The 26,291-nt window shown below is 67.5% G+C and carries 27 protein-coding genes; 6 read left to right on the top strand and 21 right to left on the bottom strand.

All coding sequences use genetic code 11. The features are described 5' to 3' along the window. Positions 1–874 (top strand): FUSC family protein (locus RJ1_RS06370; RefSeq protein ID WP_143169548.1); only part of this gene is annotated, 874 nt, incomplete at its 5' end. Between the two features lie 4 nt (positions 875–878). Here RJ1_RS06370 and RJ1_RS06365 read toward each other — a convergent pair. From RJ1_RS06365 to RJ1_RS06325, 9 genes are all read right to left on the bottom strand, one after another. Further along, on the bottom strand, positions 879–1,982 hold the full coding sequence (locus RJ1_RS06365) for a CaiB/BaiF CoA transferase family protein (RefSeq protein WP_073359111.1): 1,104 nt from the start codon (positions 1,980–1,982) through the stop codon (positions 879–881). Continuing rightward, on the bottom strand, positions 1,979–2,824 hold the full coding sequence (locus tag RJ1_RS06360) for an enoyl-CoA hydratase (RefSeq protein WP_073359110.1): 846 nt from the start codon (positions 2,822–2,824) through the stop codon (positions 1,979–1,981). Before RJ1_RS06360 ends, RJ1_RS06365 begins: the two co-directional genes overlap by 4 nt. A gap of 40 nt (positions 2,825–2,864) precedes the next feature. Continuing rightward, positions 2,865–4,385: an acyl-CoA synthetase gene (locus RJ1_RS06355; protein WP_073359109.1), complete on the bottom strand. Its 1,521-nt coding sequence runs from the start codon at positions 4,383–4,385 to the stop codon at positions 2,865–2,867. A gap of 72 nt (positions 4,386–4,457) precedes the next feature. Continuing rightward, positions 4,458–5,612 (bottom strand): acyl-CoA dehydrogenase family protein, encoded by a 1,155-nt coding sequence (locus RJ1_RS06350; RefSeq protein ID WP_073359108.1) that lies wholly within the window; start codon positions 5,610–5,612, stop codon positions 4,458–4,460. Between the two features lie 10 nt (positions 5,613–5,622). Next, positions 5,623–6,450, bottom strand: a complete 828-nt coding sequence (locus tag RJ1_RS06345; RefSeq protein ID WP_073359107.1) for an SDR family NAD(P)-dependent oxidoreductase — start codon at positions 6,448–6,450, stop codon at positions 5,623–5,625. Positions 6,451–6,489: 39 nt separating this feature from the next. Further along, positions 6,490–6,900 (bottom strand): MaoC/PaaZ C-terminal domain-containing protein, encoded by a 411-nt coding sequence (locus RJ1_RS06340; protein ID WP_073359106.1) that lies wholly within the window; start codon positions 6,898–6,900, stop codon positions 6,490–6,492. Next, entirely contained in the window at positions 6,897–7,361 is a 465-nt protein-coding gene (locus tag RJ1_RS06335; protein ID WP_073359105.1) for a MaoC family dehydratase N-terminal domain-containing protein, read from the bottom strand. The genes RJ1_RS06340 and RJ1_RS06335 overlap by 4 nt, the downstream gene beginning before the upstream one ends. Next, entirely contained in the window at positions 7,358–8,551 is a 1,194-nt protein-coding gene (locus tag RJ1_RS06330; protein WP_073359104.1) for a lipid-transfer protein, read from the bottom strand. The genes RJ1_RS06335 and RJ1_RS06330 overlap by 4 nt, the downstream gene beginning before the upstream one ends. 91 nt (positions 8,552–8,642) lie before the next feature. Then, positions 8,643–9,794 (bottom strand): TetR/AcrR family transcriptional regulator, encoded by a 1,152-nt coding sequence (locus RJ1_RS06325; protein WP_073359103.1) that lies wholly within the window; start codon positions 9,792–9,794, stop codon positions 8,643–8,645. Between the two features lie 96 nt (positions 9,795–9,890). Here RJ1_RS06325 and RJ1_RS06320 point away from each other — a divergent pair, with 96 nt between their 5' ends. From RJ1_RS06320 to RJ1_RS06310, 3 genes are read left to right on the top strand one after another with little or no spacing between them, the layout of a single operon-like run. Next, positions 9,891–10,508: a TetR/AcrR family transcriptional regulator gene (locus RJ1_RS06320; protein WP_338049573.1), complete on the top strand. Its 618-nt coding sequence runs from the start codon at positions 9,891–9,893 to the stop codon at positions 10,506–10,508. Further along, complete coding sequence (locus RJ1_RS06315) at positions 10,505–10,870, top strand: YidH family protein (RefSeq protein ID WP_073359102.1); 366 nt, start codon at positions 10,505–10,507, stop codon at positions 10,868–10,870. The genes RJ1_RS06320 and RJ1_RS06315 overlap by 4 nt, the downstream gene beginning before the upstream one ends. Beyond that, on the top strand, positions 10,867–11,181 hold the full coding sequence (locus RJ1_RS06310; RefSeq protein WP_073359101.1) for a DUF202 domain-containing protein: 315 nt from the start codon (positions 10,867–10,869) through the stop codon (positions 11,179–11,181). Before RJ1_RS06315 ends, RJ1_RS06310 begins: the two co-directional genes overlap by 4 nt. 5 nt (positions 11,182–11,186) lie before the next feature. On the opposite strand, the gene RJ1_RS06305 is transcribed toward RJ1_RS06310, so the two are convergent. From RJ1_RS06305 to RJ1_RS06270, 8 genes are all read right to left on the bottom strand, one after another. Continuing rightward, on the bottom strand, positions 11,187–12,206 hold the full coding sequence (locus RJ1_RS06305) for an acyl-CoA dehydrogenase family protein (protein WP_073359100.1): 1,020 nt from the start codon (positions 12,204–12,206) through the stop codon (positions 11,187–11,189). Next, positions 12,203–13,339, bottom strand: coding sequence for an acyl-CoA dehydrogenase family protein (locus tag RJ1_RS06300; RefSeq protein ID WP_073359099.1), 1,137 nt, complete (start codon positions 13,337–13,339; stop codon positions 12,203–12,205). Before RJ1_RS06300 ends, RJ1_RS06305 begins: the two co-directional genes overlap by 4 nt. A gap of 10 nt (positions 13,340–13,349) precedes the next feature. Further along, positions 13,350–14,495 (bottom strand): acyl-CoA dehydrogenase family protein, encoded by a 1,146-nt coding sequence (locus tag RJ1_RS06295; protein ID WP_073359098.1) that lies wholly within the window; start codon positions 14,493–14,495, stop codon positions 13,350–13,352. A gap of 31 nt (positions 14,496–14,526) precedes the next feature. Then, positions 14,527–15,732: an acetyl-CoA acetyltransferase gene (locus tag RJ1_RS06290; protein WP_073359132.1), complete on the bottom strand. Its 1,206-nt coding sequence runs from the start codon at positions 15,730–15,732 to the stop codon at positions 14,527–14,529. Positions 15,733–15,734: 2 nt separating this feature from the next. Then, on the bottom strand, positions 15,735–17,183 hold the full coding sequence (locus RJ1_RS06285; RefSeq protein ID WP_073359097.1) for an OB-fold domain-containing protein: 1,449 nt from the start codon (positions 17,181–17,183) through the stop codon (positions 15,735–15,737). A 63-nt stretch (positions 17,184–17,246) separates the two neighbouring features. Continuing rightward, positions 17,247–17,672, bottom strand: a complete 426-nt coding sequence (locus RJ1_RS06280; RefSeq protein WP_073359096.1) for a MaoC/PaaZ C-terminal domain-containing protein — start codon at positions 17,670–17,672, stop codon at positions 17,247–17,249. Beyond that, positions 17,672–18,106: an FAS1-like dehydratase domain-containing protein gene (locus tag RJ1_RS06275; RefSeq protein ID WP_073359095.1), complete on the bottom strand. Its 435-nt coding sequence runs from the start codon at positions 18,104–18,106 to the stop codon at positions 17,672–17,674. Before RJ1_RS06275 ends, RJ1_RS06280 begins: the two co-directional genes overlap by 1 nt. A gap of 1 nt (position 18,107) precedes the next feature. After that, positions 18,108–19,043: an SDR family oxidoreductase gene (locus RJ1_RS06270; protein ID WP_073359094.1), complete on the bottom strand. Its 936-nt coding sequence runs from the start codon at positions 19,041–19,043 to the stop codon at positions 18,108–18,110. Between the two features lie 164 nt (positions 19,044–19,207). Between RJ1_RS06270 and RJ1_RS06265 the strand changes: the two genes are divergently transcribed. Continuing rightward, positions 19,208–20,083: a LysR family transcriptional regulator gene (locus RJ1_RS06265; protein ID WP_073359093.1), complete on the top strand. Its 876-nt coding sequence runs from the start codon at positions 19,208–19,210 to the stop codon at positions 20,081–20,083. 67 nt (positions 20,084–20,150) lie between these two features. Here the strand turns inward: RJ1_RS06265 and RJ1_RS06260 are convergent, their stop codons facing one another. After that, positions 20,151–20,933, bottom strand: a complete 783-nt coding sequence (locus tag RJ1_RS06260) for an enoyl-CoA hydratase/isomerase family protein (protein ID WP_073359092.1) — start codon at positions 20,931–20,933, stop codon at positions 20,151–20,153. Positions 20,934–21,214: 281 nt separating this feature from the next. On the opposite strand from RJ1_RS06260, the gene RJ1_RS06255 reads away from it, so the two are divergent. After that, the gene (locus RJ1_RS06255; protein WP_073359091.1) at positions 21,215–22,468 is read left to right on the top strand and encodes a TetR/AcrR family transcriptional regulator; all 1,254 of its coding nucleotides are present in this window, start codon (positions 21,215–21,217) and stop codon (positions 22,466–22,468) included. On the opposite strand, the gene RJ1_RS06250 is transcribed toward RJ1_RS06255, so the two are convergent. The 3 genes from RJ1_RS06250 to RJ1_RS06240 are packed head-to-tail and all read right to left on the bottom strand — an operon-like array spanning position 22,461 to position 26,084. Then, positions 22,461–23,648 carry a CaiB/BaiF CoA transferase family protein gene (locus RJ1_RS06250; protein WP_073359090.1) on the bottom strand — a complete coding sequence of 396 codons (1,188 nt, stop codon included), beginning with the start codon at positions 23,646–23,648 and terminating at the stop codon, positions 22,461–22,463. The genes RJ1_RS06255 and RJ1_RS06250 overlap by 8 nt on opposite strands. 1 nt (position 23,649) lies before the next feature. Next, complete coding sequence (locus RJ1_RS06245) at positions 23,650–24,552, bottom strand: alpha/beta fold hydrolase (protein WP_073359089.1); 903 nt, start codon at positions 24,550–24,552, stop codon at positions 23,650–23,652. Continuing rightward, on the bottom strand, positions 24,549–26,084 hold the full coding sequence (locus RJ1_RS06240; protein ID WP_073359088.1) for a long-chain-fatty-acid--CoA ligase: 1,536 nt from the start codon (positions 26,082–26,084) through the stop codon (positions 24,549–24,551). The genes RJ1_RS06245 and RJ1_RS06240 overlap by 4 nt, the downstream gene beginning before the upstream one ends. Between the last annotated feature and the right edge of the window lie 207 nt (positions 26,085–26,291).

Below are 26,291 nucleotides of genomic sequence, written 5' to 3'. Positions count from 1 at the left end.
GTCGGGTGTCGCGCTCGCGGTGGGGGTGCTGCCCGCGGCGATCCTGGGACTGCCGCCGACCCGACGGGCGCGGGCCGCACTGGTCCTCGTCGGGATCCTGACCGGCCTGCCGATGGTGCTGGGCTCACTCGTTGCCGGTACGCCCCTCCTGGCGATCGCGGTCGTGTTCGCCCTCGCGGTCGGTGCGGCGGCGCTCGCGCAGACCACCGTCGCGAAACGGCGAGACCTCGGCAGGGTCTTGTCGACGCTGTCGGTGCCGTTGGTCGGAGTCGGCCTCAGCTACGACGACCCAGCGACGGCGATCAGGCTCGCCCTGCTCATGATCGGCGGTTCGGTGTTCGCGTACGTCGTGTCGCTGCCGCTCCCCGAACGGGCTGCCGACGCGCCCGCCCAGGCCGGGACCGCGATCACCCTCGGGTACGGCGTCCGGCTCGGCGCCGCGGGCGCGACCGCCGCCGCGATCGGGTTCGCCCTCGACCTCGAGCACGTCGGATGGGCTTGCGCCGCAGCACTGCTCGTGATGCGCCCCGACACCGAGGCGCAGGTCACCCGCATGGCGGGACGAGTCGCCTCGATGCTCGTCGGTGGCACGGCGGCCGTGCTCGTCGTCGGCACGACCCCCTCCCCCTGGGTCTACGGCGTCGCCGTCCTCGCGGTCGTCGCGGCCGCCGCGGCAACCCATGGCAGTCGCTGGTACGTGACGTCGACGTTCACCACGTTCCTGGTGTTCGTCCTGCTGTTGTATTCCGATCCCGGACAGGCCGGATACCGCTTCACCGAACGGCTTTCCGAAACCGTGCTCGGCGTCGCCATCGCGTTCGTCTTCGGCATCGCCGTCCCCGCGCTGGGGCGTCGAACGCGGTCGTCACACTGACCGCTCACCGGCCCGGCACCCAACGGCTCAGTGCGCCCACCAGTCCGGCCATCTCCGAGACGGGCTCGGACGGCGTCGGCGGCGCGGTCCGCGAGAACCGCGGCGCCGGCATCGGCTGGTCGACCGCGCCGATCGACCCGAACGTCTTCCGTGCCACCAGGTGAGGGTGGCCCAGTGCTTCGTCGTACGTCAGCACCGGGGTGACGCAGGCGTCGGTGTCGGCGAACGCCTGCGCCCACTCGTCGCGGGTCCGCGATTTGAATGCGATCTCGAACTCCGCCCGCAACTCGGTCCACCGGTCGCGCTCCCACTGGCCCGGTAGCCGGTTCGGGTCCAGCATGAGCCCGTCGATCAGTTCGGCATAGAACTGCGGCTCGATCGCGCCGACCGCCACGTGCCTGCCGTCGCCGCACACGTAGGTGTCGTAGAAGGGGTATGAGCCGTCGAGCAGATTCTCGCCCCGGCCGGTGCTCCAGGTGCCGTTGCCGCGCATCGACCACATCATCTGCGCAAGGACGCCCACCCCGTCCACCATCGCGGCGTCGACGACCTGCCCCAGCCCCGACCGTTCTCGCTCCCAGAGGGCGGCGAGCACACCGACGACGAGGAACATCGAACCGCCCCCGAAGTCGCCGACCAGGGTCAGCGGCGGCACCGGACGTTCGCCGGTGCGGCCGATGTTGTCGAGGATGCCGGTGAGCGAGATGTAGTTGATGTCGTGACCCGCACGGTCGGCGAGCGGCCCATCCTGGCCCCACCCGGTCATGCGCGCGTAGATCAGTGCCTGGTTGCGGGACAGGCAGTGGTCCGGCCCGAGGCCGAGCCTCTCCGTGACACCGGGACGGAACCCCTCGACGAGCACGTCGGCGTGGTCGATCAACTCGAGCAGCGACGCGCGATCGTCGTCGTTCTTCAGGTCGGCCTCGACCGTGTGCCGGCCGCGGAGCGTGGCGTCGCGTTCGATGCCGATGCCCGGCGCCCCGGCCGCGGCACGGCGCTCGACGCGGACGACGTCGGCACCGAGGTCGGCGAGGAGCATGCAGGCGTGGGATCCGGGGCCGATGCCGGCCAGTTCGACTACGCGGAGGCCGTCGAGTGGACCTGTCACGAGACGGGCACGTTCCGGGCGGCGGCGCGGATGACGTCGGCGCCGTTCGGGTTCAGGATCTGCCCGTACCGGGCGAGATTGTTGGCGTGGCCCAGGTTGTGGAGGGCGATGGCCGAATCCATCGCGGTCGACTGTCCCTGGGCGTCCAGACTCCGGTTGACGCTCTCCTTCGCGAGCCGCAGCCCGAACTCGGGGCGTGCGGCGATGGTGACGGCGAGCCGGGTGGTGAAGTCCTCCAGCACCGCGGCATCGACCACGTGATTGACCATCCCCACCTCGCGAGCCTCGGTGGCAGTCCACGCCCGGCCGGTGTAGAGGATTTCCTTCGCCTTCCGCGCGCCGAGTTCCCAGGCGTGGGTGAAGTATTCGACACCGTTGACGCCGAACGCGGTGACCGGGTCGGAGAACGTAGCCTCCTCCGACGCCACGATGATGTCCATCGGCCACAGCAGCATCAGGCCCCCGGCAATCGTCCGGCCCTGCGCCTGCGCGATGGTGGGCTTCGGGATGTCACGCCACCGCTTGCACAGTCCGAGGAAGGCCTCGCACTCGAACGCGTAATGCCCCTCAGCACCCTCCGCGCCGAGGCCGGCCTGCATCGTCGCCACCGGGGCGCACGGCAGGTCGAACCCGGCCTTCAGGTCGTGGCCGGACGAGAAGTCCGGGCCGTCCGCGGCGAGGACGATCACCTTCACGTCGTTGTCCGCGGTCGCCTCGGCGAGTGCGGCATCGAGTTGGTACAGCAGTGCCGGGTTCTGGGCGTTGCGGGCTTCCGGCCGGGCCAGCACGATGCGTGCCACGCCGGGCGCCGGGTCTTCGCGGCGGATGTACATGTCGGTCATGGTGTCGTTCCTTCTGAATTCGTTGGTATGCGAACAACGCTCACGCGTACTGCTTGCGGAGGTCGCGCTTGAGGATCTTCCCGGCGGCGGAGAGGGGGAACGAGTCGACGATCGCGAGGCTCCGGGGAACCTTGTAGCCGGCGATCTCTTTCTTGCTGTGCTCGCGCAGTTCCTCGAGCGTCAGCGTGGCGCCCGGGGCCAGGCTGACGACCGCGTGCACCCGTTCGCCCCACTGGTCGTCCGGCACGGCGATCACGGCGCACTGGGTCACCGCCGGATGCTTCGCGACGACGTTCTCGACCTCGATGGAGTACACGTTCTCGCCGCCGGAGATGATCATGTCCTTGATGCGGTCTGCGACGAAGACGAAACCCTCGTCGTCCATGTAACCGCCGTCACCGGTGTGCATCCACCCGTCACGGATCGCGTCCGCGGTTTCGGCGGGCTTGTTCCAGTACGCGAGCATCACGTGCTCGCCGCTGACGACGATCTCGCCGACGGTGCCGCGGGGCACCTCGTTGCCGTCGGGATCGACGATTTCCACGAGGGCGTGCGGCGCCGCCCGGCCCGCGGATCGACGACGCACGGGGTCGTCATGGTGCTTGTCTTCGAGAATCGTTGCCACCGGGGCCAGTTCGGTCATGCCGTAGCCCTGGGCGAACGACGCGGACGGGAAGGCCGCGCGAGCCCGGCCGAGCAACGCCTCCGAGATCGGCGACGCCCCGTACATGACGTTCCGCAGGCTCGACGTGTCGAACTCGGCCAGCCGCGGGTGGTCGGCGACCATCTGGATCATCGTGGGGACCAGCAGGCTGTCGGAGATCCGGTGTTCGACGATCGCGGTGAGGGTCGCAATCGGATCGAACGCCGGGATCATGACGTGGGTGCCACCCAGCAGAAGGTGCGCGATCATCGAACCCAGGTCCGCGAGGTGGAACATCGGGGCGGCGTGCAGAACTCGGCCTTCCGGCGACCAGGCACCGGTCGCGGCGCAGCCGGCAGCCGATGTCAGCAGATTCCGGTGGCTGAGCATCACGCCCTTCGGGAACCCGGTGGTGCCACCTGTGTAGAAGATGCCGGCGAGCGAGCCGCCACCCCGGTGTGCGTCGGGAATCGCGCCCGTCTCGGCGATCAACGTCTCGTACGAGAGCATCCCCGCCGGCGTGGGGCCGTCTCCGCAGTGCACGACCACGTCCAATTGCGGACAGGCGGATCGGAGTTCGTCCGCGAGGGAGCTGAACACGTCGTCGAGGAGGAGGTGCCGCACCTCCGCGTCGTTCAGCGAGTACGCGATCTCCTTCACACTCCACCGGGTGTTCGCGGGGACGGTGACGGCATCGGCCCACGCGGTCGCGAGAATGGTCTCGAAATAGCGGTCGGAGTTGAGGGACAGAATAGCGACCCGGTCGCCTCGGGTTACGCCGTGGCTGCGCAGAGCCCCTGCCAGCCGGCTGACCCGGTCGAGGGACTGGGCGTACGTGACGGTGTGGGTCCCGCAGATCGTGGCCACCGCGTGGGGACGCTGCTGCACGTTCCGGTGCAGCGATTGAGTGAGGTACATTCTCGATCCTTAGATGAAGCGAAGTCGTGGATTCACCGTTGCCGGCGGTCGCAGCGGACAGGCCCCTCGGACTCAGAGGGCCCGCGCGATGAGGTCTTTCATGATCTCGTTGGATCCGCCGTAGATCTTCTGGACCCGGGCGTCCTCGTACATGCGTGCGATGGGGTATTCGCGCATGTATCCGTAGCCGCCGAAGAGCTGGACACACCGGTCGACGACCTGGCACTGCTGCTCGGTGAGCCACCACTTCGCCATCGCGGCCGTCGTGGTGTCGAGGTTGCCGGCCAGGTGCCGCTCGATGCACGAATCGATGAACACCCGCGCGGCGTGGGTCACGGTCTCACATTCCGCGAGGACGAACTTGGTGTTCTGGAAGTCGAAGATGGACTGGCCGAAGGCGTTGCGCGACTTGGTGTAGGCGACGGTCTCGGCGACGGCGACCTCCATCGTCGCCACCGCGGTGACGCCGATCAGTAGCCGCTCCTGCCCGAGTTGCGTCATCAGCTGGCCGAATCCGCGGCCCTCTTCGCCACCGAGGAGGTTCGAGACGGGCACCCGCATGTCCTCGAAGGACAGTTCGGAGGTGTCGGCGGTCGGCTGGCCGACCTTGTCGAGGATTCGCCCGCGGGTGAATCCGGGGCAGTCGGCGGTCTCGACCACGACGAGGGAGATCCCCTTCGCGCCGGCCGTCGGATCGGTTTTGGCGACCACCACGACGAGGTCGGCCATCGCGCCGTTGGAGATGAACGTCTTGGCACCGTTGATCACGTAGTGGTCACCGTCACGCAAGGCGGTGGTCTTGATGTTCTTCAGGTCCGAACCGCCGCCGGGTTCGGTCATCGCGACCGCGGCGATCATGTCGCCGGTCGCCATTTTCGGAAGCCAGCGGTGACGCTGTTCCTCGGTGCCGTAGGCCAGGATGTAGTGCGCCACGATCCCGCTGTGGACCATATTGCCGAACCCGGTGTCCAGGGCGCGGGTCTGCGCTTCGAGGAGGGCGAGGTCGTGGGCGATGGTACCGCCGCCACCGCCGTATTCCTCCGGGATGGAACAGCACAGCAGACCGAGCTCACCGGCCTTGGTCCAGACCTCCCGGTCGACGTGGTGCTGCTGCTCGAACTTCTCGCGGTGTGGGGTGACCTCTCGGGCGAAGAACTTGTCGGCAAGCTCGCCCAGAGCGATGGTGTCGGAATCGTGCCAGGACGAGGTGTAGGTGGTGGAAGGCATCTGTGTCGTCCTATCCTTCGTAGCCGCCGCCGGTGACCATGATCTGGCCACTGACGTAATCGGATTCGGGGTAGGTCAGCATCACGACCGAGCCGGCAGCCTCGTCCGGGGTACCGGGGCGGCCGAGCGGAATCATCGCCTTCATCGCGGCGAGCAGGTGCGGATTCACCCCGACCTTGATCTCGCGGCCCTCGATGTCGATGGTGGCGTCACCGTCGGCGGCGACCTCGGTCAGCCGGGTTTCGATGAACCCGAACGCGACGGCGTTGACGTTGACGTTGTAGCGGCCCCACTCCTTGGCGAGGGTGCGGGTCATGCCGACGATCCCCGACTTCGCGGACGAGTAGTTGACCTGACCGGCGTTGCCGTAGAGGCCGGCGATCGAGGAGATGTTGACGACCTTGCGGTGCACCGGCGTGCCGGCGTCCCTCTCCGCCTTGGCGGCCTTGCTGATCACCGGTTGCGCGGCGCGCAGAATCCGGAACGGCGCCTTGAGGTGGACGTCGAGGATCGCGTCCCACTGATCGTCGCCCATCTTCTGGATGACGGTGTCCCAGGTATAGCCGGCATTGTTGATGATGATGTCGAGACCACCGAACTCGCCGGTCGCGGTGCCGACGAAACGCTCGCCGAAGTCGGGGGCGGTGACATTGCCCGCGCAGATGACAGCGCTGCCACCAGCCGCGGTGATCTCGTCGACCACTGCTTGCGCAGGCGCGGCGTCGAGGTCGTTGACGACGACGTTGGCGCCTTCACGCGCGAGCGTGAGTGCGATGGAGCGTCCGATGCCGCGTCCGGATCCGCTGACGATCGCGGTCTTTCCTTCGAGCTTTCCCATGATGATTCGGTAGTCCTTGCGTGAGTGAGATGTTCGTGGTCAGTCGAGCGCGATGACGGCGTCACCGAGCAGCGTGACGGTGCCGTCGGCGAGCGCGACCGTCAGTTCGACGGTCGCGAGGCGTTCGCCGCCCACCTCGTCGACGGCGGTGACGGTTCCGGTGCAGGTGGGCTGCCCGTGCACGGGCGTGATCGACGCGAACCGCACCTTGTAGGAGCGAAGTTGCTGCTGCGGAACGAGATCGGTGAGCAGGCGGCCGAGGTAGGCCATCGACAGCATGCCGTGCGCGAACACGTCGTCCAGTCCGGCGCTCCTGGCGACATCCAGGTCGATGTGGATCGGGTTGCGGTCACCCGAGGCGCCCGCGAACAGGGCAAGAGTGGTGCGGGAGATGGGGTCGATGCGCAGAGGCTGCACGTCGGCACCGACCTCGGGGGCGAAGGCGGTCATGACGCATCCTTTCCCGGCCGGTTCTGGACGACGGTGACGCCGCGCATCACCGCGACGGTGGCACCGTCCTGGTTGGTGACGGTGGTCTCCCGGACGAGGAACTCCAGCAGTCCACCCTTCTTCTCGTAGATGTCGGTGATCCGGCTCGTGGCGGTCAGTTCGTCACCGGCGTGGGCCATCCGGTGATAGTCGAACTGCTGCTCGCCGTGCAGGACGGTGCGCAGATCCACGCCGAGGTCGTCGAGGAACGCGAACGGGTTCGGGGCCTCGAGTTCGATACCGAACATGAACGTCGGCGGCACCGGCAGGTCGCGGTGACCGGCCTGCTTCGCGGCGTCGACGTCGGTGTACACCGGGTCGAGTTGGCCGGTGGCTTTCGCGAAATTCTGCAGCCGGCTGCGGCTGACCAGTAGCGAGACGGAAGCGAATTGCCGTCCGACGACGGACCGGTCGAGGCTCATCGCGCGTCCACCTTCTGATACAGGGTGACGACGCAGGCACCGCCGAGTCCGAGGTTGTGCTGCAGCGCCAGCTCGACGCCCTCGACCTGCCGGGCGCCGGCCTGGCCGCGCAGTTGCCACACGAGTTCCGCGCACTGCGCGAGCCCGGTCGCGCCCAGCGGATGCCCCTTGGACAGCAGGCCGCCCGACGGGTTGGTGACGACGCGTCCGCCGTACGTGTTGTCGCCGTCGCGGATGAACTTCTCCGCCGTGCCGACGGGGGTGAGACCCAGCGACTCGTAGGTGAGGAACTCGTTGGTGGTGAAGCAGTCGTGGAGTTCGACGACGCGGATGTCCTCCGGGCCGATGCCCGCTGCCTCGTACACGTTGTTCGCTGCGGCCGCGGCCATGTCGTAGCCGATGACCTTGCGCATGTCCTTGGCGTCGAACGTGCTCGGGGTGTCGGTGGTCAGGCTCTGCGCGCGGATCACGACGTCGGCGTTCAGCCCGTGCTTCTTCGCGAACTCCGGGGTGCAGACCACGGCTGCCGCGGCACCACACGTGGGCGGACAGCACTGCAACCGGGTGAGCGGCCCGAAGATCTTCGGGGACGCGAGCACCTCCTCGACCGTGACCAGGTCGCGGAACACGGCGTTGGGATTGTTCGCGGCATGCTTGCGAGCCTTCACCGAGATCTCGGCGAAGATCGCCGGGTCGATACCGAACTCGTCCACATACGCCTGGCCGCCGCCACCGAAGAACTGCGCCGCCATCGGGGACTGCGGGTCGAGGCCCTGCACTTCGTCGCGTACCTCCTCGAACCGCACCATCGGGCCCGGACGATCGGAGAACACCGAGCCCAGCGCGCCCGGCACCATCTGCTCGAAGCCCAGCGCCAGGGCGCAGTCGACGGTGCCGCTCGCGACCGCCTGGCGGGCGAGCCACAGCGCCGACGATCCCGTCGAGCAGTTGTTGTTGACGTTGACGATCGGGATGCCCGTCTGCCCGAGCCCGTACAGCGCCGCCTGCCCCGAAGTTGAATCACCGTATACATAGCCGACATACGCCTGCTGCACAGAGGCATAGCCGAGGCCCGCATCCGAGAGCGCCGCTCGCGCGGCCGCCTCGCCCATCTCGGCATAACTTGCACTTTTACCCGGCTTGGTGAAGGGAATCATCCCTACGCCGGCTACGTGAACATCGGTGGTCATTGCCATCCTCTCAGATCGGAGTGATTGGCATCACCTTAACCAATATTCACTTCTTTGGGAAGGGGGATTCCCGATCGGTCCGCTGCCGACGTCAGTCGGAGAGCAGCACCGCGGTGGCCATCGCGGTGAGATCGACCGAGAAGGACGCATTGGCCTGCAGATGTTCGATCCGCGGCATGACGTGGATCAGCCCCAGGGCCGTGTGCACGAGGATCCGCGCCGACGTCTCGTCCAGGCGCGGCCGGCTCGCCCGGAGCAGAGCCGTCCACTCCGCGACATATTCACGCTGACGGGCGCGTACGACGTCCGTCAGCGAGGCCTGTTCGGCCAGAAGCAGCGAGGTGAGGATCGTCTTGTCCACCGTCAACCGGACGTAGCCGCCGACCAGAGCCACCAGCGCGCGGCGCGGATCATCGTTCTCCCGCAACACCGAATGCAGCAGCAGCCAGAGGGCGCTCGTCCCGCGTTCGATAGCCGCCTGGAGGATGTCTGCCTTGCTCTCGAAGTAGCTGTACAGATTGGGGCCGGTGACCCCGGCCGAGGCGCCGATCTCATCCAAACCGGTTGCTTCGTATCCGTTTTCGCCGAACAGCTCGACGGCGTGCCCGAGCAAGGCCTCCCGCTTGGACACCGGCATCAGGCGGGACGGGCGGCGCTCCGGCATCGGGCGCGGCGGCGACACCTCGGCGGCGCACACCGCCAGACACGCCTGCGTCAGCAGGGCCGCGAACTCCGGCAGCGGAAGCTTGGACGAGTGGAATCCGGGGGACGCGAGGATCGACTGCACTCCCCACGCAAGCACCTCGGCGCTCGATTCCTCCAGGTCCGGTCGTTGACACCGGATAAGATCGGCATGCCGCCGGTTGATCGCCCGCAGGCGGTCCCGGAGTTCGTCGCGCATCTCCTCCGGCAGGTTGCGCGCCTCGCGCCACCACAAGGCCCCCACATCCCGGCGCCCCACGATGTACGTGCAGCTTTCCGCCACGACGTCCGCGAGGGACTCGTCGGCGACGACCGCGGGGGTGACGTCGTCGAAACTCGAGCCGATCACCGCACCGAGCAGCACCGCCTTGTTCGAGAAGTGCCGATACAGCGCGCCGGCGGTGATCCCGACCTCCTCCGCGATCTGCGCCATCGAGACGTTCCGATACCCCCGTTCGACGATCAGCGTGCGCGCCGCCTCGAGGATCTGCTCCTTGCGATCCTTCGGCCGACGACGGACCGCAACCTTCGGGCTGGACATGTGCACCTCTTCGCCACGAATAATGTAAACGTCGACTAAGAGGCTAGACGCACCGCACGTTGACACAAATAAGGACACGGCCTTAACCTCGTGGGTGTGGCCAAGAATTCACGTCAGGCAATGATCGACGCCGCGGAACGCATCGTCGCGGAACGCGGAATGACGGCGTTGACGCTCAAGGACGTGCAGGACGCTGCCGGGCAGGCGAACAAGTCCGCCGCCAAATACCACTTCGGATCGCGCGAGGGTCTGATCGACGCCGTCGTCGAGGCGAGGATGTCGCCGGTCAACGAGCGCAGGCAGGCACTGCTGAACGACCTCACCGCACTCGGGACACCACCCACCGCCCGGCAGGCGATCGAGGCGCTCATCCGCCCACTGGCCGCCGCTACCCTCGGCCGGCCCGACAGCATGTACGCACGGTTCCTCGTTCAGGTCACGAACGACCCCGCGCTCGCCGAGTTCGTCCAGAAGCACCTCAGCGCCGAGAGTTTCCGCCGGGTGCGCGACCTCATCGTCGGTCTGGCGAGGGCTCCGCACGACGTGGCGGGCTGGCGTGTCGTCAGCATCATCAATCTCAGCCTCGTCACCCTCGCACGTTGGGAGAAGCACGAGCGCACCGAGGGGCAGACGGAAGCGATCGTGTCCGACCTCGTCGACACGTGCGTCGCCGTCCTCGAAGCCCCGTCCACGGCCCGGGTCTCCGTCCCGTGACGGCGACGGAATCCGAGGTACCGGAGTCGGCCGCCGACACCGAACCCGACTACCGGTTCACGCTCGCGAACGAACGCACCTTCCTGGCGTGGATCCGGACGTCGCTGGGGTTGCTCGCGGGCGGGGTCGCCGTACACGAACTCGTCGAGTCGTCACGTATCGAGTTCGCTCACCTCGCACTGGGGACGGCCTGCGTCGCGCTCGCGTTCGTCCTGGCGGTCGGGGCATACCAGCACTGGCGCACCGTGCAATCGGCGATGCGCCGCACTCGCCCGCTCCCACGCCCCGCTCTCGTTCCCGTTCTCTGCGTCGGGGTCGGCGTCATCGCCGTGCTCGCCGTTGCCACGATGCTGTTCTCGTGACCGCCGGCTCCGACAGCGGCCTGCAGGCCGAGAGAACCGCACTCGCATGGCGCCGAACCACTTTGGCAGCTTTCTGTGTCTCGGCCGTGCTCGTCCACCGGGCCGCCGACGGCGGCGCAGACGCCTCGACGGTGCCCGCGCTGCTCGCCGCACTGGTCACGACGGTACTTCTGCTGTGGGCGAGCGCAGTGCGGGGCCGAGTGCTGCGCGAGAGCGTTGCCGGTGCCACGCACCGGCAACTCCTCTCGGTCTCGGCTGCCGTCGCCGTCAGCGCCGTGACGGCAGCCTCGATGTTCTGGCAGCTGCCCTGAGGTGATCACACCGTGTGCATGCTCGTCACGAGATGCCACGGGTCGTCGAGGGCAGCGGCCCTCTCCCCCAGGCGCCTCGCCCACACGGACTCGTTTCCGTACTCCTCCCGCCACGACCAGAGTCGCAGCGTCGACAGACGCAGCGCATGTTCCTGCGTCGTTCCGATCGCACCGTGGATCTGGTGTGCGAGTTCGGCCACGACGCCTGCTGCCCGGCAGGCATTCACCCGCGCCGCGACGATGGCGGACGATGCGTCCCCGGCGGACGCGGACGCCCGGACGGCACTGTGGGCGCTCAGTTCCGCGATCACCACCTCGCCGGCGATCTGCGAAAGATACTGCTGCACAGCCTGGAAGGCGCCGATCGGTCGGCCGAACTGCACCCGCTCACCTGCGTAGCGCAGGCTGTGGTCGAGTGCCCGTTGCGCGGCGCCGCCGATCTGGACGGTGCGCGCCAGGGCGGCCCGGGAGCGCAGGTCCACCGGAGCCGGCAGCGTGACGACGTCGTCGGCATCCACCCGGACGGCCTCGAACCGGAGGTCGTCCCGGGGTTCGCCGGCGAGATTGGCACCGGGAACGATCGTGCACACCTGCGGGTCGAGACTGCAGATTCGGTCGCCGATGACGAGCACGATCCGCGTCGCCTCCCGCGCCCACGGCACCCGACGCACCGTGCCGTCGAGTTCCCAGCCGCGACCGTCGTCGGTGGGACGGCAATGCAATTCGCGCAGATCCGCGGTTGCGGCCGTCAGCGGTCCGTCGGGGATCGGCAGTCGTGCGGCGGCTAACAGGGGCCCTGCAAGCCACAGGGTTTCGGCGATCGGCGCGGCCACACCGTGGTACGCCGCCGAGCGCAGCACCGCCGCGGCCTGTTCGGCGTCGCCGCCGCTGCCGCCGAGGTCCTCGGAGATACCGATCCGGGTCAGACCTGTCTCCTCCAGCGTCCGCCACGCATCGGCGAGGTCGTTCCACTCACCGAACAACTTGTCGGTGGTGTCCGCGAGCAACTTCAGTTCGCTGTTCATCTCACTCCCATCGCCCGTGCGACGACGCCGCGAAGAATTTCGTTGGTGCCACCCCGCAGAGTTGCCGTGGGTGAACTCGCAATGATGTGCGCCAGCATCCGGGACAGCGGATCATCCGATCCGAAGTCAGGCTCGACACCGGTGCCGCGGGCCGCCTCGATCACCTCGCGCTCGAATCGGGTGCCCAGGTCCTTCACCAGAGCCGCCTCGGTGTTCGGCGCCTCCCCCTTGCTCAGCGACGTGGCGACGGCGATCGAAGCCTCCCGCAGCGACCAGGCCCGCGAGACGAGCCGCCCCAACGTGACGGGATCGATCGCGTCGCGCTGGGCGAGAAGCCGCAACAACGGCATCGTGCTGAGAATCCGCTCGGGGCCGCTCCGCTCGTACGACAGCTCGCTCGTCACCTGCCGCCAGCCCTGTCCCACCTCACCGAGCACGGCCGAGTCCGGGACGAAGACACCCGAGAACATGACCTGGTTGAAGTGGTGATCTCCGCTCAGCGAGTAGATCGGGCGGATTTCGACCCCGTCGTCCGGCAACGGAATCAGCAACTGCGACAGGCCCTCGTGCCTGCTCTCACCGGCCGGTCCGGTGCGCACCAACGTCAGGATGACGTTGGCGAGGTGCGCACCGGTGGTCCAGATCTTGGTGCCCTCGACGAGCCAGCCGCCGTCGGTGCGGGTGGCACGCGTCCGCACGGACGCCAGATCCGAACCGCTGTCCGGCTCGCTCATCCCGATCGCGAAGACGCATTCGCCCGTCGCGATGCCGGGAAGGTAGCGATGCTTCTGCTCCTCGGTGCCGAAGTTCAGCAGTCCCGGAGCGGCCTGCCGGTCGGCCACCCAGTGGGCACCGACCGGCGCGCCTGCCGCGAGCAGTTCCTCGATGACGACGAAGCGCTCGAGTGCGGTACGACCTTGGCCGCCATAGACTTCAGGCACGGTCATCCCGAGCCAGCCGCGAGCACCGAGCTTCCGAGTGAACCGGCGGTCGGAGCTGACGACCCAGCTGTCTGCCACCGGGGTGAAGGAGCCGCTCGCGAGTTCGCCGGCGAGGAACTCGCGGACCTCGCGTCGGAGCTCGTCGGTCTCGGCGGGCAGCACTGCCGACTCCAACTCGAACGCTGTACTCATGACTTCACTCCTACAGTGCGAGGGACTTGGCGATGACGGTCTTCATGATCTCGCTCGACCCGGCAGCGATCCGGGCCAGTCGGATGTCGGCGTACAACCGCGCGATGGGGTACTCGAGCATGTACCCGTAGCCACCGTGCATCTGCAGGCACTTGTCCACGACGCGACCCGCCATCTCGGTGACGAACAGCTTGACCTTGGCGACGTCGGCGACGGACAACGTGTCGTCGTTGTACGCGAGCATCGCCTTGTCCACCAGTGCCTGCCCGGCCTCGATCTCGGCAGCGCAATCGGAGAGGACGAACTTGGTGTTCTGGAACGAGGCGACGGTCTGACCGAAGACTTTGCGCTCCTTCACGTAGCTGATGGCCAGGTTCAGTGCGGCCTGCGCCGTCGCCACCGCCGACACCGACTGAGTGAGCCGCTCCTGCACCAGGTTGAACGTCAGGTAGCTGAAGCCCTTGCCCTCCTCGCCGAGCATGTTCGCATGCGGAACACGAACGTCCTCGAAGGACAGTTCCGCGGTGTCGGTCGAGCGGCAGCCCAGCTTGTCGAGCTTGCGGCCCTTGGTGAAACCGGGCATCCCTTCCTCCACCACGAGCAGACTCAGCCCGCCGCGACGATCGTCGCTCTTGGAGGTGCGGCACGCCACGATCACCAGATCGGCGTTGATCCCGCCGGTGATGAACGTCTTGGCGCCGTTGAGGATCCAGTCGTCACCCTCACGCACGGCCGTGGTCTTGATGCCGGACAGGTCCGATCCGGCGCCCGGCTCGGTCATCGCGATCGAGCACATCTTCCGGCCGGCCGCGATGTCGGGGAGCCACCGCTTCTTCTGCTCCTCGTTCGCGCAGTGCAGGTAGTACGGCGTGGCGACGTTGGTGTGCAGGCCGAGCCCGCCGAGGGTCGACAGCGTGAGCGCGGTCTCCTCGATGACCACCGCGTTGAACCGGAAGTCGGACACGCCACCGCCGCCGTACTCTTCCGGGACGTTCAGACCGGCCAGTCCGAGGTCGCCGAACCGGAGATAGATGTCCTTGGGCAGGATTCCCGCCTCCTCCCACGCCGGTACGTTGGGGGCGACCTCGGTTTCGAGAAACTTGCGGATCGTGGCCCGGAAGTCGTCGTGATCCTGTTCGAAGATTGTGCGTTCCATGATGGTTCTCCAGAGTCGGGAAGAAGGGTGTTCAGGCGGCGGGCTCGGTGCCGACGACGGAGATGAAGCTCACGCAGTCGCCGGGCCGTCCACCGAGGTTGTGGGTGAGGCCGAGCGTGCGCTCGCCGCTGGCGATGCTCGCGATCTGACGCTCCGCCGGCGCCTCCTGGCGCAGCTGCAGCCAGCACTCGAACAGCATCCGCAGCCCGGAGGCGCCGATCGGGTGGCCGAAGCTCGTCAGCCCGCCGTCGGGGTTGACCGGCAATTCGCCCTGTAGATCGAACTTTCCGTCGAGCACGTCGCGCCAGGCCTTCCCCTTCTCGCTGAACCCGAGGTCCTCCATGAGCACGAGTTCCGTCGGGGTGAAGCAGTCGTGGACCTCCGCGAGCGCGAACTCGTTGCGCGGATCCTTCACGCCGGCCTCGGCGTAGGCGTTCTCGGCACACTTCACGACCTCGCGGATCGAGGTGTAGTCGAACGTCGGGTCCATCGGACCGTCACCGGGACCGGCCACCATCGACAGCGCCTTCACGAAGATCGGCTTGTCGGTGTACTTGTAAGCATCCTCGGCGCGGACGACGATCGCGGCCGCGGAACCGTCCGACACACCGGAGCAGTCCATGACGCCGAGCATCCCGGACACCTTGGGGCTGTTGCGAATCGCGTCCATCGACAGTTCCTTGCGGAACTGCGCACGCTCGTTGCGTGCACCGTTGTAGTGGTTCTTCCACGCGATCCGGGTGATGACGTCCTTGAGCTGCTCGTCGTCGATGCCGGTCATGTTGGCGTACGCCGGTGCGAGGAGACCGAACGCGGCAGGCGCGGTGATCGCCACGGAGGTGCCGTCGTGCGGCGGCGCGGCGGACGTCAGCCCGGAGTAACCGGAGTCCTTGAGCTTTTCCACACCGATCGCCATCGCGACGTCCACGGCGCCGGAGGCCACGGCGTAGCACGCGTTGCGGAACGCTTCGGAGCCTGTGGCGCAGAAGTTCTCGACTCGGGTGACGGGCTTGTAGTTCAGCTTCAGAGTGCGCGAGAGCAGCTGTCCCGAGAATCCGGAGGCCATCGTGCCGAGCCAGTACGCATCGACGTCGTCCTGGGTGAGGCCCGCGCTGGCAAGGGCTTCCTGATTGGCGTCGACGAGGAGGTCTTCGGCGCTCTTGTCCCAGTGTTCGCCGAAGGGCGTGCAGCCCATCCCGACGATGGCGACCTTGTCGCGAATGCCGTGTGTTGCCATGATCATGCCTCCTTGGTGGCGGCGACGGCACCGCGGGCGGGTCGTGCCTTCCAGAAGTAGTTGTGGACGCCGTCCGACGTGGTGTAGAAGCGGCGGAACGTCATCTCGACCGGGTCACCGATCTTCAGTGCGGCCGCGTCGGCGTCGGTGATCTCGCACATCAGCCGGCCGCCACCGTCGAAGTCGATCGCGGCACCGATGAGCGGCGGGCTCAGGGTGTAGGCGAGGAGGTCCGCCTGGTAGGTCGCGATGGTGCCGCGCTCGCCGGCGATCCGTTCGCGCTCCATCCGGTCCACCGCTTTGCAGGATCGGCACACCCGGATGGCGGGCATGTGCCGGGTACCGCACTCGGTGCACCGGGATCCGGCCAGGCCGAACTTCCACTGCGAGTTGCGGGACGACGGTGGTGCCGCGGGCCGGTCCGGGTCGGGGCGGCGCGGCGTCTCCCGGCGGAGGAATCCGCGCCACGTGAGGAACCGCTGGTAGCCGATGGTTCGGCCGTAGCCGATCTGTTCGGTCACGCCCGGACTCGTGCGAGCGTCCCGGTAGGTCGCCAACGCGGCCGTCGTGCGCAGCACCACTGCGTCGGCGCCGTCCCCGAGCTGGACGATCAGAATGGTCTCGCCGGGTGCGGCGTCGTCCAGCGCCGAGGCGAGGAGGATGCCGGGCTGCGCGGTGCCGGTCGCGCCGACGGCGGAGGCGAGGTCGTCGATCACCGCGGCATCCGCGGCGAGCGTCTTCGTGACGACGCCGACGGCCCGGCGATGCAGACCGGCGACGCCCACGCGGTCGAGATCCGCTCGGGTGAGGCCCGCGTCCTTCAGCGCGGCATCGACCGCATCGAGTGCCAGTTCGCGGTAGATGCCCTCCGCGAACCGCTCCTCCCAGACCTTGCTCGCCGTCTCGCCGGGCACCCGCCAGCGGTCGAGGAACTCGGCCGACGCCGATCCGCGACCGATCAGTTCGGCGACGACGCCGTCGCCCGAGCCGAAGAGGACGGCCGAAGCGCCGTCACCACCGTCACGCTCCTCGGCGGAACCGGGAAGTCCGGTCCGGATGTCCGACAGCACGGCGAGCGTGGGACGTCCGGCCGCGGCGGCATCGGCCGCCGCGGAGAGCGCACCCATTCCCGACCGTGAGGCGCCCGCGAAGTCCCACGCGGGGACCGACTGGTCGAGAGCGAGTGCGGCGTGGACGATCGCGGCGTTGGTCTTGTCTGCGTACGCCGGTGTGGCGGTCGCGAAGACGAGACCGGCGGGAGCGGCTGCTCCGGCCAGGGCGGGGAGTCCGGCCTCGACGCCCATCGACGTCGAGTCCTCGTCGTAGCCGGCCACCGCCCGGGTCCCGCGCCCACCCGAGGCGCCGAGGGCAGAACCGATGTCTTTACGCTGAACGCGCCAGACAGGAAGGTGCACACCGTATCCGGTGACACCGATGGGTGATGTACTCATGGCAACTCCTTGTGAATCCGCCCACGCCCACGGCGCTCGGTCGGGATTGTCGAAACGTCTACGTCAGGCGGGGAGCCAGAACTCGGCGGATCCCGCGATCGCGACACCGGCTCCTTGCCGTGCACACGTCAGGGCCACCTCGACGACGGACCCGCCGTCACCGGGACGCACCGCGGTGACCTCGCCGTTGCACACGAGCACGTCGCCCGGCCACACCTGCTCCTGGAAGCGCGTGGTGAATCGGCGCACGTTCGCGGCGCCCAGCCATTCCGCGGCGAACGTGCCGAGCAGCGCGGCCTGGAACATGCCGATGGAGAAGATTCCGTCGAATCCGGCCTTGCGTGCTGCGGCGTCGTCGTGATGAAGCGGGTTGAAGTCACCCGACGCACCTGCATAGCGGACGATGTCGGTGATGCTGATCGGTCCGAACGTCTGCTCCGGGGCCTTGTCGCCGACGACAGTCGTGCGCGTGGATTCGGTCGTGGTCATCAGGACTCCTCCTTCGGTGCGTGAGCGGTCTGGACAGCGGTCGAGCGCTGTTCCGCGACGAGGGTGCCGTCGGCGTCCCGGAATTCCGTGACGACCTTGACGAACGTCAGGCTGCCGCCGCGGCGGCCTTCCTTCTCGAACCGGTCGGCGATCCGCGCGGTGGCGGTGAGAACCTGCCCGGCGCGGGGCGGTTCGCCGTGGAAGATGTATTCCTGTTCGGCGTGCAGGGTCCGCTGCGGATCGAGTCCGTGCACGGCAGCGGCCTTCGATTCAGCGGTCTGCCAGAAGAAACCGGCTGTCGTGAGGAAGGTCGGCGGGATCACGGGATCGGCGCCCTGGTAGGCCGGGTCGGTAGACATCGCGGCTCGCGCGAACTCACGGATCTTGCCGTGCTCGACCCGCACCTCGAATGCGGGAGCGGTGTTGTCGGTCATGTCATTCGCCCCGGTTCGCCTTGGCCTTCTCCGCATGCTTGCCGGAGACCTTGCTCTCGGCTTTCGCCGGCATGTGCTTGGTCGCCGCGGCAAGACCTTCGACGGTCCACCGGCTGTCGCTCTCGACCTGATCGACGACGGTCCAGCCCTGGTACAGGCCGACCTCGCCGCCCATCACCCGGAACGCGTGCCCGGTGAATTCGCACTTCTCGGAGGCAAGGAGCGCGACGAGCGGCGAGATGTTCGCGGGATGCCACGAATCGAAATCGCTGCCGATGGTTTCGGTCATCACCTGACCGAGCCCGGGGGTCGCTTCGGTGAGGCGCGTACGAGCAACGGGTGCAATGCAGTTGGCGCGCACGTGGTAGCGCTCGAGTTCCTTCGACGCGATCTGGGTCATCGCCGCGATGCCGGCCTTGGCGGCCCCGTAGTTCGTCTGGCCGGGATTGCCGTGCAGGCCGGAACCGGAGGAGGTGTTGATCAGCGACCGGTCGATTTCGACGCCCTTCTTCGCCTCGGCACGCCAGTACTCCGCAGCATGCCGGGTCACCGCGAAGGTGCCCTTGAGGTGAACGTTGATCACGGAGTCGAACTCGTCCTCGCTCATGTTGACGAGCAGTCGGTCGCGCAGGATGCCGGCGTTGTTGACGAGGATGTGGAGGTCACCGAACGTGTCGATCGCGGTGGCGATCAGGCGACGAGCGCCTTCCCAGTCGGTGACGCTGTCGCCGTTGGCGACGGCCTCGCCGCCGAGCGCTGTGATCTCGTCGACGACGGACTGAGCTGCGGAAACATCCGAACCGCCGCCCTCGGCGCTGCCACCGAGATCGTTGACGACGACCTTGGCGCCCTCGGCGGCGAACAGCAGGGCGTGCTCACGTCCGAGCCCGCGACCGCCGCCGGTGATGACTGCTACTCGACCTTCCAAAGATCCCATGGGACGTTCGTTCCTCTCCTGAGCGACCGCGACGAAGTGCGCCAATGAATTTGGGCGCGCGGCCTGATGAATTGGTGAGCGGATCAGCGCTCTTCCTTCACGGTACGAGACAATGCGCCAAAGGTAAACGCCCGATCTGCCTTGATCGGTGATAAGTTTCAGTTATGGAGCGTCGCCATCTGGCCCAGTTCATCGCCGTCGTCGACTCCGAGAGCATCTCGGAGGCCGCACGCAGGCTGCACGTGAGTCAGCCGGCCGTGTCCCAGTCGATCCGGGAACTCGAAAAGACTCTCGACACACCACTGTTCGTTCGTGGTCGCCGCCTGACACTCACCCCCGCGGGGCGCGCCCTGGTCGGCCCCGCGCGGCAAACCTTGCGGTCGTTCGACAACGCCCGTGCGGCCGTCCAGAGCGTGGAGTCTCTGCACACGGGACGCCTGGACCTCGCGGTGGTGCACGGCCTGGCGGTCGACCCCCTTGCACCACTGCTCGTTCGGTTCCGCCGGCGCTATCCCGACGTGACCGTGCGCCTGCAGCACGCGCCCTTCGGAGTCGAGGGATTCGAGACACTGCGTCGCGGGGAGGCGGAACTGCTCCTGACCGATCACCCCGGGCCGTTCCCGAAGCACTCGTCGATAGAGATCCCGGTCTCGGACCTGATGGTCGCGTTCTCCCCGAAAACCACCGACATCCCCGCGGGCGACACCGTGGATCTCGCGGACCTCGTCCGGTTTCCGCTGATCATCGGCCTCCCGGAAAGGTCGGCGAGCCAACAGGCTTTCGTCGCGGAAGTGGCTTCGGCGAACCTGCCGCTGCCGACTCTCGTGGTGGAGACAGAACACCGGGAGGTCATCCTGCCGCTCCTGCTCGAGGGCGTCGGCGCGGCGGTGCTGTCGGCACCCGAAGCCATGGCGGCGGCGAGCATGGGCGCTCAGATCCGGCGCATCGACCTCCCACCGCTTCGTTCGTGCGTCCTCTACCACCGGCACGATCCGCTGTCGCCCGCAGCGAGCGCCTTCGTGGCACTGGTGCGGTCGTGAACGCGGAAAACGGCCGTCGCGGCGTCTCGAGACGCCGCGACGGCCGCAGTAGAGAATTCGATGCGCGTCAGCGCCCCTGAAATGTCGGTGCTCGCCGTTCCTGCATAGCGGAGAGTGCCTCGCGTGCGTCTTCGCTCGTGGCGACGAGACCCATGTGGGACGAGATGAGATCGAGGCTGGTGCGCAGATCGCTGTTCAGCCCGTGGTAGACGCTGCGCTTGATCATGCGTGTGGCGAGGGGCGGGCCGGCGGCGAGTCGGGCGGCGAAAGCCTGAGCTTCCTTCAGCAGCGTCTCGTCGTCGACGACCCTGGTGACGAGGCCGATGCGCAGCGCCTCGTCGGCATCCACGAAATCTCCGGAGAACAAGAGCTCCAACGCTTTCGCCACTCCGACGATGCGGGGGAGGTAATAAGCTCCTCCGTCGCCCGGCACGAGGCCCAGCCGAATGTACCCCTCGCTCATCCGCGCGCTTCGCGCCATGAACCGCATGTCGCACATGAGCGCCATGTCCATACCTGCGCCGACCGCGACGCCGTTGACCGCGGCGATGGTCGGCTTGTCGAATTCGTCCATCGCGAGCGCGACGCGATGAATGTGTTCGGTGAGTACCCGTTTGCCCACAAGCGGTGATTCGTCCATCCCGGCGATCACGCTCAGGTCTCCGCCTGCACAGAACGCGTCGCCGGCACCTGTCAGCACGAGTGCACCCACCGAACTGTCCCTGCGCGCGCCGGCCACGAAGTCCGCCCACTCGTCGATCATGTCGAGGGTGAACGCGTTCTTCGCCTCCGGCCGGTCGAGGGTGATCGTCGCGACGCCGTCGGCGATGTCGAAAGTGATGTCGTCCATTGCGGAGATCTCCTGGGGTTGGAGCGAATACGACCGGCCGTCCGAACCGGCCGGAGAGGGGCGAAGGCCTCTGCCTTCCGTGGAGCCACGATAATCACTCCACGTATATCAAGTCAATATTCGTTAACTTACATTCGAAGAGCTCGGCGCGCTGCGCCGTGATATGCGGCAGCGGGGGCCGATCAATCCAGGAATCTAGGTACATAAACGTTCACAATGAGGCGGGTGCCGACCCATTAGACTGAGCGCATGAACTTCCGCTACCGAGGGTGGGCTCGCGCATGGGGCCGTTAGAGCCGCGGGCCGCGTCCACCACCACGCGGACCCGAGCCCCTCGCGTTCCCGCTGCTCAGCGACGGGACGAGATTCTGCGCACGGCAGCGCGCCTGTTTCAGCAATGGGGATACGGCGGTGTCGGCATCGACGACATCGGTGCCGAAATCGGGATCAGCGGTCCCGCCATCTACCGGCACTTCTCCGGCAAGGAATCTCTGCTCGCCGAAATCGGACTGCAGTTCCTCGACAGCATGGTCGCCGTGTCGGAGGCGGCGATCGCCGACACGGATTCCGATGTATCCACCCTGAGCCGTCTCGTCACCGCTGCGGTCGACCTCGCCCTCGATCGGCCGGCCGAGCTGGCCGTGTGCCTTCGTAGTCTGTGGTACCTCAACGAGGATCGCCTTGCCGAGGTCGCCAAGCGCTGGCAGGCGTTGATTCAGGCCTGGACCCCCGTCATCGCCGAGGTCCGGCCCGACCTCGGCGCGTCCGAATCCTCCATCTATGTGCGCGCGTCGTGCGGGCTGATCGCTGGAGCGAGCAGGGCGAAGGACAAGGTTCCCCATGCGCGCCTCGTCGAACTCGTGTCGACGATGGTGATGCAGTTGGTCGATGTCCGGCTGGCTCCCGCCGATATAGCCGAATTCGACGACTCGCCGGCAGTCGGCGGGTGGGAACGGTCGTCGCGGCGCGAGAAGATTCTCGGCACGGCGATCACGATGTTCCGGGAACGCGGCTTCAGAGGGGTGTCGATGGCAGACATCGCCGAGGCGATAGGAGTGACTGCGGGCGCGTCCTACCGGCACTTCGAGAGCAAGGAAGACATCCTCGCGACGGCGATCCAACGGGCATCCGAACGGGTGGTCCTCGGACTGAGCGACGCCTTGGCGCCTGCCACGTCGGCGGCGCACGCACTCGATCGGCTCCTGCGGTCCTACGTCACCATCTGCGTCGAAAATTCCGACCTGATCGCCGTGAGTCTGTCGGAGTTGCATCACGTCCCCGAAGCGATGGCCAAGCGCAAGGAACGAGTGCGCCTCTTCAACGAGGAGTGGACGCACTGCCTCGCCGTCACTCGAAGCGAGTTGTCCCACCCCGAAGCAACGGCACTGGTCACCGCCATCACCGGGCTGGTCACCGAATCGGTCCGGTCACGACGAGTCGGGCGGCGTCCCCGGCTGGGCGACGACCTGTACCAGCTCGCGCACGCGGTCCTGGCCGAGCCCTGTGCGGGAACCCACCCGACCGCGGTCATCTGACGAGCCGGCGCTCTGCGAAGGCCCCTGTATCCGGCGCGGCGAGCACTCCGGCCGCGACCACCCTGCTCGCTTCCTCGGCGGAGAAGCCGACTTCCGCCAGGGCTGCCTCGATGCTCGGTGCCGACGCTGCCTGAGGTTCCGGCGCGCAAGCGGGAGTGCCGCTGAATCGGGGCGCGGGCATCGGCTGAACGATGCCGTCGTGTTCGGCGAGGGTGGCACGCGCCGCCATGTGCGGGTGGCGGTGGGCCTCGCTCAGCGACAGCACCGGCGTGGTGCACGCCTCGGTGTCGGCGAACGCCTGCTCCCACTCGGCACGGGTTCGGGTGGCGAACAGCGCCGCGATGCGGACGCCCTGTTCCTCCCACCGGGTGCGGTCGTGCTGGTCGGCGAAAAGAGGGTCGTCCGCCAGGCCGAGGACCCGCAGGAACTCGCGATAGAACTGCGGCTCCACGCATCCCGCCGCCATGTGAAGGCCGTCCCCGCACTGGTAGGTCCGGTAGAACGGCGCGGCACCGTCGAGCATGTTCGAGCCTCGCTCGTCGCGCCAGGACCCGTCGGCCAGGAAGCCGTACGTCATGGCGAGGAGCAGCGACGTACCGTCGACCATCGCGGCGTCGACGACCTGTCCCTCACCGGCCTTCTGGGCATTGGTGAGCGCGCAGACGATGCCGTAAGCCAGCAGCATTCCGCCGCCACCGAAGTCGGACACCAGATTCAGTGGTGGGACCGGATCGCTGTCCTTGGGACCGATGGCGTGGAGGCCGCCGGTCAGTGAGAGGTAGTTGATGTCGTGCCCGGGCGCCGACGCCCACGGCCCGTCCTGCCCCCACCCGGTCATCCGGCCGTAGACGAGCGCCGGATTGAGCGCGTGAAGGTTCTTGGGGCCGAGTCCGAGTCGCTCCGCGACGCCCGGCCGGAATCCCTCGACAACCGCGTCGCATCCCTGCGCGATCTTGCGCACCGCCTCGATCGACTCCGGATTCTTGAGGTCGACCTCGATCGTCACGCGGCCGCGGTTGAGGATCGGATGTTTGTCCCAGCCTCTTCCTCGAACCAGGCGAATGACCGTTGCGCCCATGTCCGCCAGCATCATCGCGGCGAACGGGGCGGGGCCGATGCCGCCGAGTTCGAGGACGCGTAATCCCGCCAAGGGACCTTTCTTCGATGTATTCGTACTCATGTCACTCCGCCGTGTTCGTGGGTCTGCAGATGGACCAGTTCCGGGACAGCGTTTCCAACACCGCCGCCAATGCCTGCGGCTGCTCGAGCATGATGTGGTGGCCGGAGTCCGGTATCTCCAGTTCGATCGTGTCGGGACCGATCTCGTCGGCCAGCGCGCGACTCATCTCGCGGCTGAGCATCCCGCGCTCACCTCGGATGAGTGCGAGCGGACACGAGGGCGGAACCACCTCGTCGACGATCATCCCGCCGGCCATCGAAATCGCAGGATCGAATTGCCAGGTGAAACCCCCGGACGTCTCGCGAATCGATCGGGAGCCGAGGTAGTTTCGCAGGTACCGCGGCAGCGGAGTGTCCTCCGGGTCCGGACGGAATCGCGCGACGATGGCGCCCTCGCTCTCGTACACCCGGAGCTTCCGGCGCATGCGGCGTTCCCGTTCGGCGTCGAAGACCGGGCGCACCGTCCGGGCCGGCGAGTCCACCACCACGGTGCCCGCGAGTTCGGAGCCGTAATGCCCCGCTGTCTCGAGTGCGACGAACCCACCGAGGCTGTGCCCGACCACGACCGGACGAGGCCCGACGATCCCGGCGACGGCCATCACCTCGTCGGCCCACCGACTGCGGCGGTACGACGACCGGTGGTCGCTGTGGCCGTGCCCGCTCAGGTCGAGTGCGGCCACGCGCCGCCCGTCACTCAGCAGCGGGGCGACATGATCCCACCACCGTGCATTCGCGGCTCCCCCGTGGATGAGGATCACGGGATTCCCGCCGGGCTGCCCCCACACCCGATACGAGATCCGCGCACCGTCGACGTCGACAGTTCCCAGCTCGGGCTCGACGGCCGTGGCGCGGGTGAACCAGTCGGGCGCGGCGTCGAGATCGTACGAATGCGCGACGACGGTCACGAGGTGTACGCCTCACGCAGTACCCGCTTGAGGATCTTCCCCACGGGCGAGAGCGGCAGCTGCTCCACGAACTCGACGGTCCGCGGTGCCTTGTATCGTGCGATCCGCTCGCCGACGAAGTCGCGCAGTTCCTCCGCGGCCAGGCTCGTCCCGGGCACGAGCACGACCACCGCGTGCACACGTTCACCCCATACCTCGTCGGGCACGCCGATGACGGCACAGCTCGCGACCGCCACATGGCGGTGGATCGCCGCCTCCACCTCGGCGCTGTACACGTTCTCACCACCGGAGACGATCATGTCCTTGAGCCGGTCGACCAGGAAGAGATACCCGTGCTCGTCCATGTATCCCATGTCGCCGGTGTGCATCCAGCCGTCCTGCACAGCCTTCTGCGTTTCGACCGGGTTGTTCCAGTAGCCCATCATCACGTGGGCACCCCGGACCACGACCTCGCCGACCGTCCCCCGTGGCTGTTCCACGCCGTCCTTGTTCACCACGATGACCTCCGCATGGGAGGCGGCCCGGCCGACGGACCGGAGACGTTCGGGATGGTCGCGGTCGTGGTGGTCCTCGTCGCGCAGGATGGTGGCGACGGGACCGAGCTCGGTCATTCCGTACCCCTGGCGCAACTTGACGTGCGGGAGCGCCGTCAGCAACCTGGTCAGCACGGCTTCGGGCATCGGAGCGGCACCGTACCCGATGTACCGGAGACTGCTGAGTGACGCACCGGTCCGCTCGGCGTGGTCGAGCATCCAGGGGACCATCGTCGGGACGAGTGTCGTCATCGTGATCTGCTTGGCTGCGATCGTCTCGACCAGACCCTCGACCGTGAAATCACCGATGACGACGTGGGTCGCACCCAGCATCGCCTGCTGGATCATGCCGGCGAACGCCGCGAGATGAAAGAGCGGCGCGATATGCAGGCAGCGTTCCGCAGTATTAGGGAAGCCGACACTGGCGAGAGCGCCGAACGCGGACGTGAGAATCTGGCGAGCACTGAGCATGACGCCCTTGGGCCGCCCCGTCGTCCCGCCCGTATACATCAGCACCGCAAGCGCATCGGGGTCGATGCGGACATCCGACACCGGCCCGGACGATTCGATCAGCCGCTCGTAATCGACGACACCCTGCGCCGGCGTGGTGCCGCCGAAGCAGATCACCGTCTCCAGAAGGGGGCACCGATCACGGAGTTCGAGCGCTTGCACCAGTCGCGGGGCGTCCACGAGGAGAACCGAGATGCCGGCGTCCTCGATCTGGAACGCCATCTCGTCGAGACTCCACCGGTTGTTCACCGGCGACGCGACCGCGCCGATCCACGGGCACGCGAAGGTGAACTCGACGTACTCCGTGCAGTTCGTCGCGAGCATTCCGATGCGATCACCGGACCGGACCCCGAGTCCGCGTAGTCCGCCACCGATCCGCGCCACCCGCCCCTCGAGTTGGCGGAAGGTGATGTCCCCGGATTCGCCGATCACGGCAATCCCCTCGGGGTTCTGCTGGACGGACCGATGCAATCCCTGAGTCAGGTACATACTGGCTCATCCCTTTCTCGGATGCGGTGGGGACGTTGCGTCGGGAAACCACCGCGGTACGACTGTGTGAAGTATTTATTCGTTCACCTGGCGATGCGCACTGCACCACGCGCCGCGCCGCCTGAATCAGCCGTTTGCAGGCCGACATGCGCGCGATGGCGTCTAGTTACCGAGACTAACAATATCTGAACATATGTCAATACTCGT

Origin of the sequence: Rhodococcus jostii NBRC 16295, assembly GCF_001894825.1 — a bacterium.
GTDB classification, from domain to species: domain Bacteria; phylum Actinomycetota; class Actinomycetes; order Mycobacteriales; family Mycobacteriaceae; genus Rhodococcus_F; species Rhodococcus_F jostii.
Note: the sequence above shows the minus strand (reverse complement) of the source record. Positions and strands in the feature narration are given on the sequence as shown.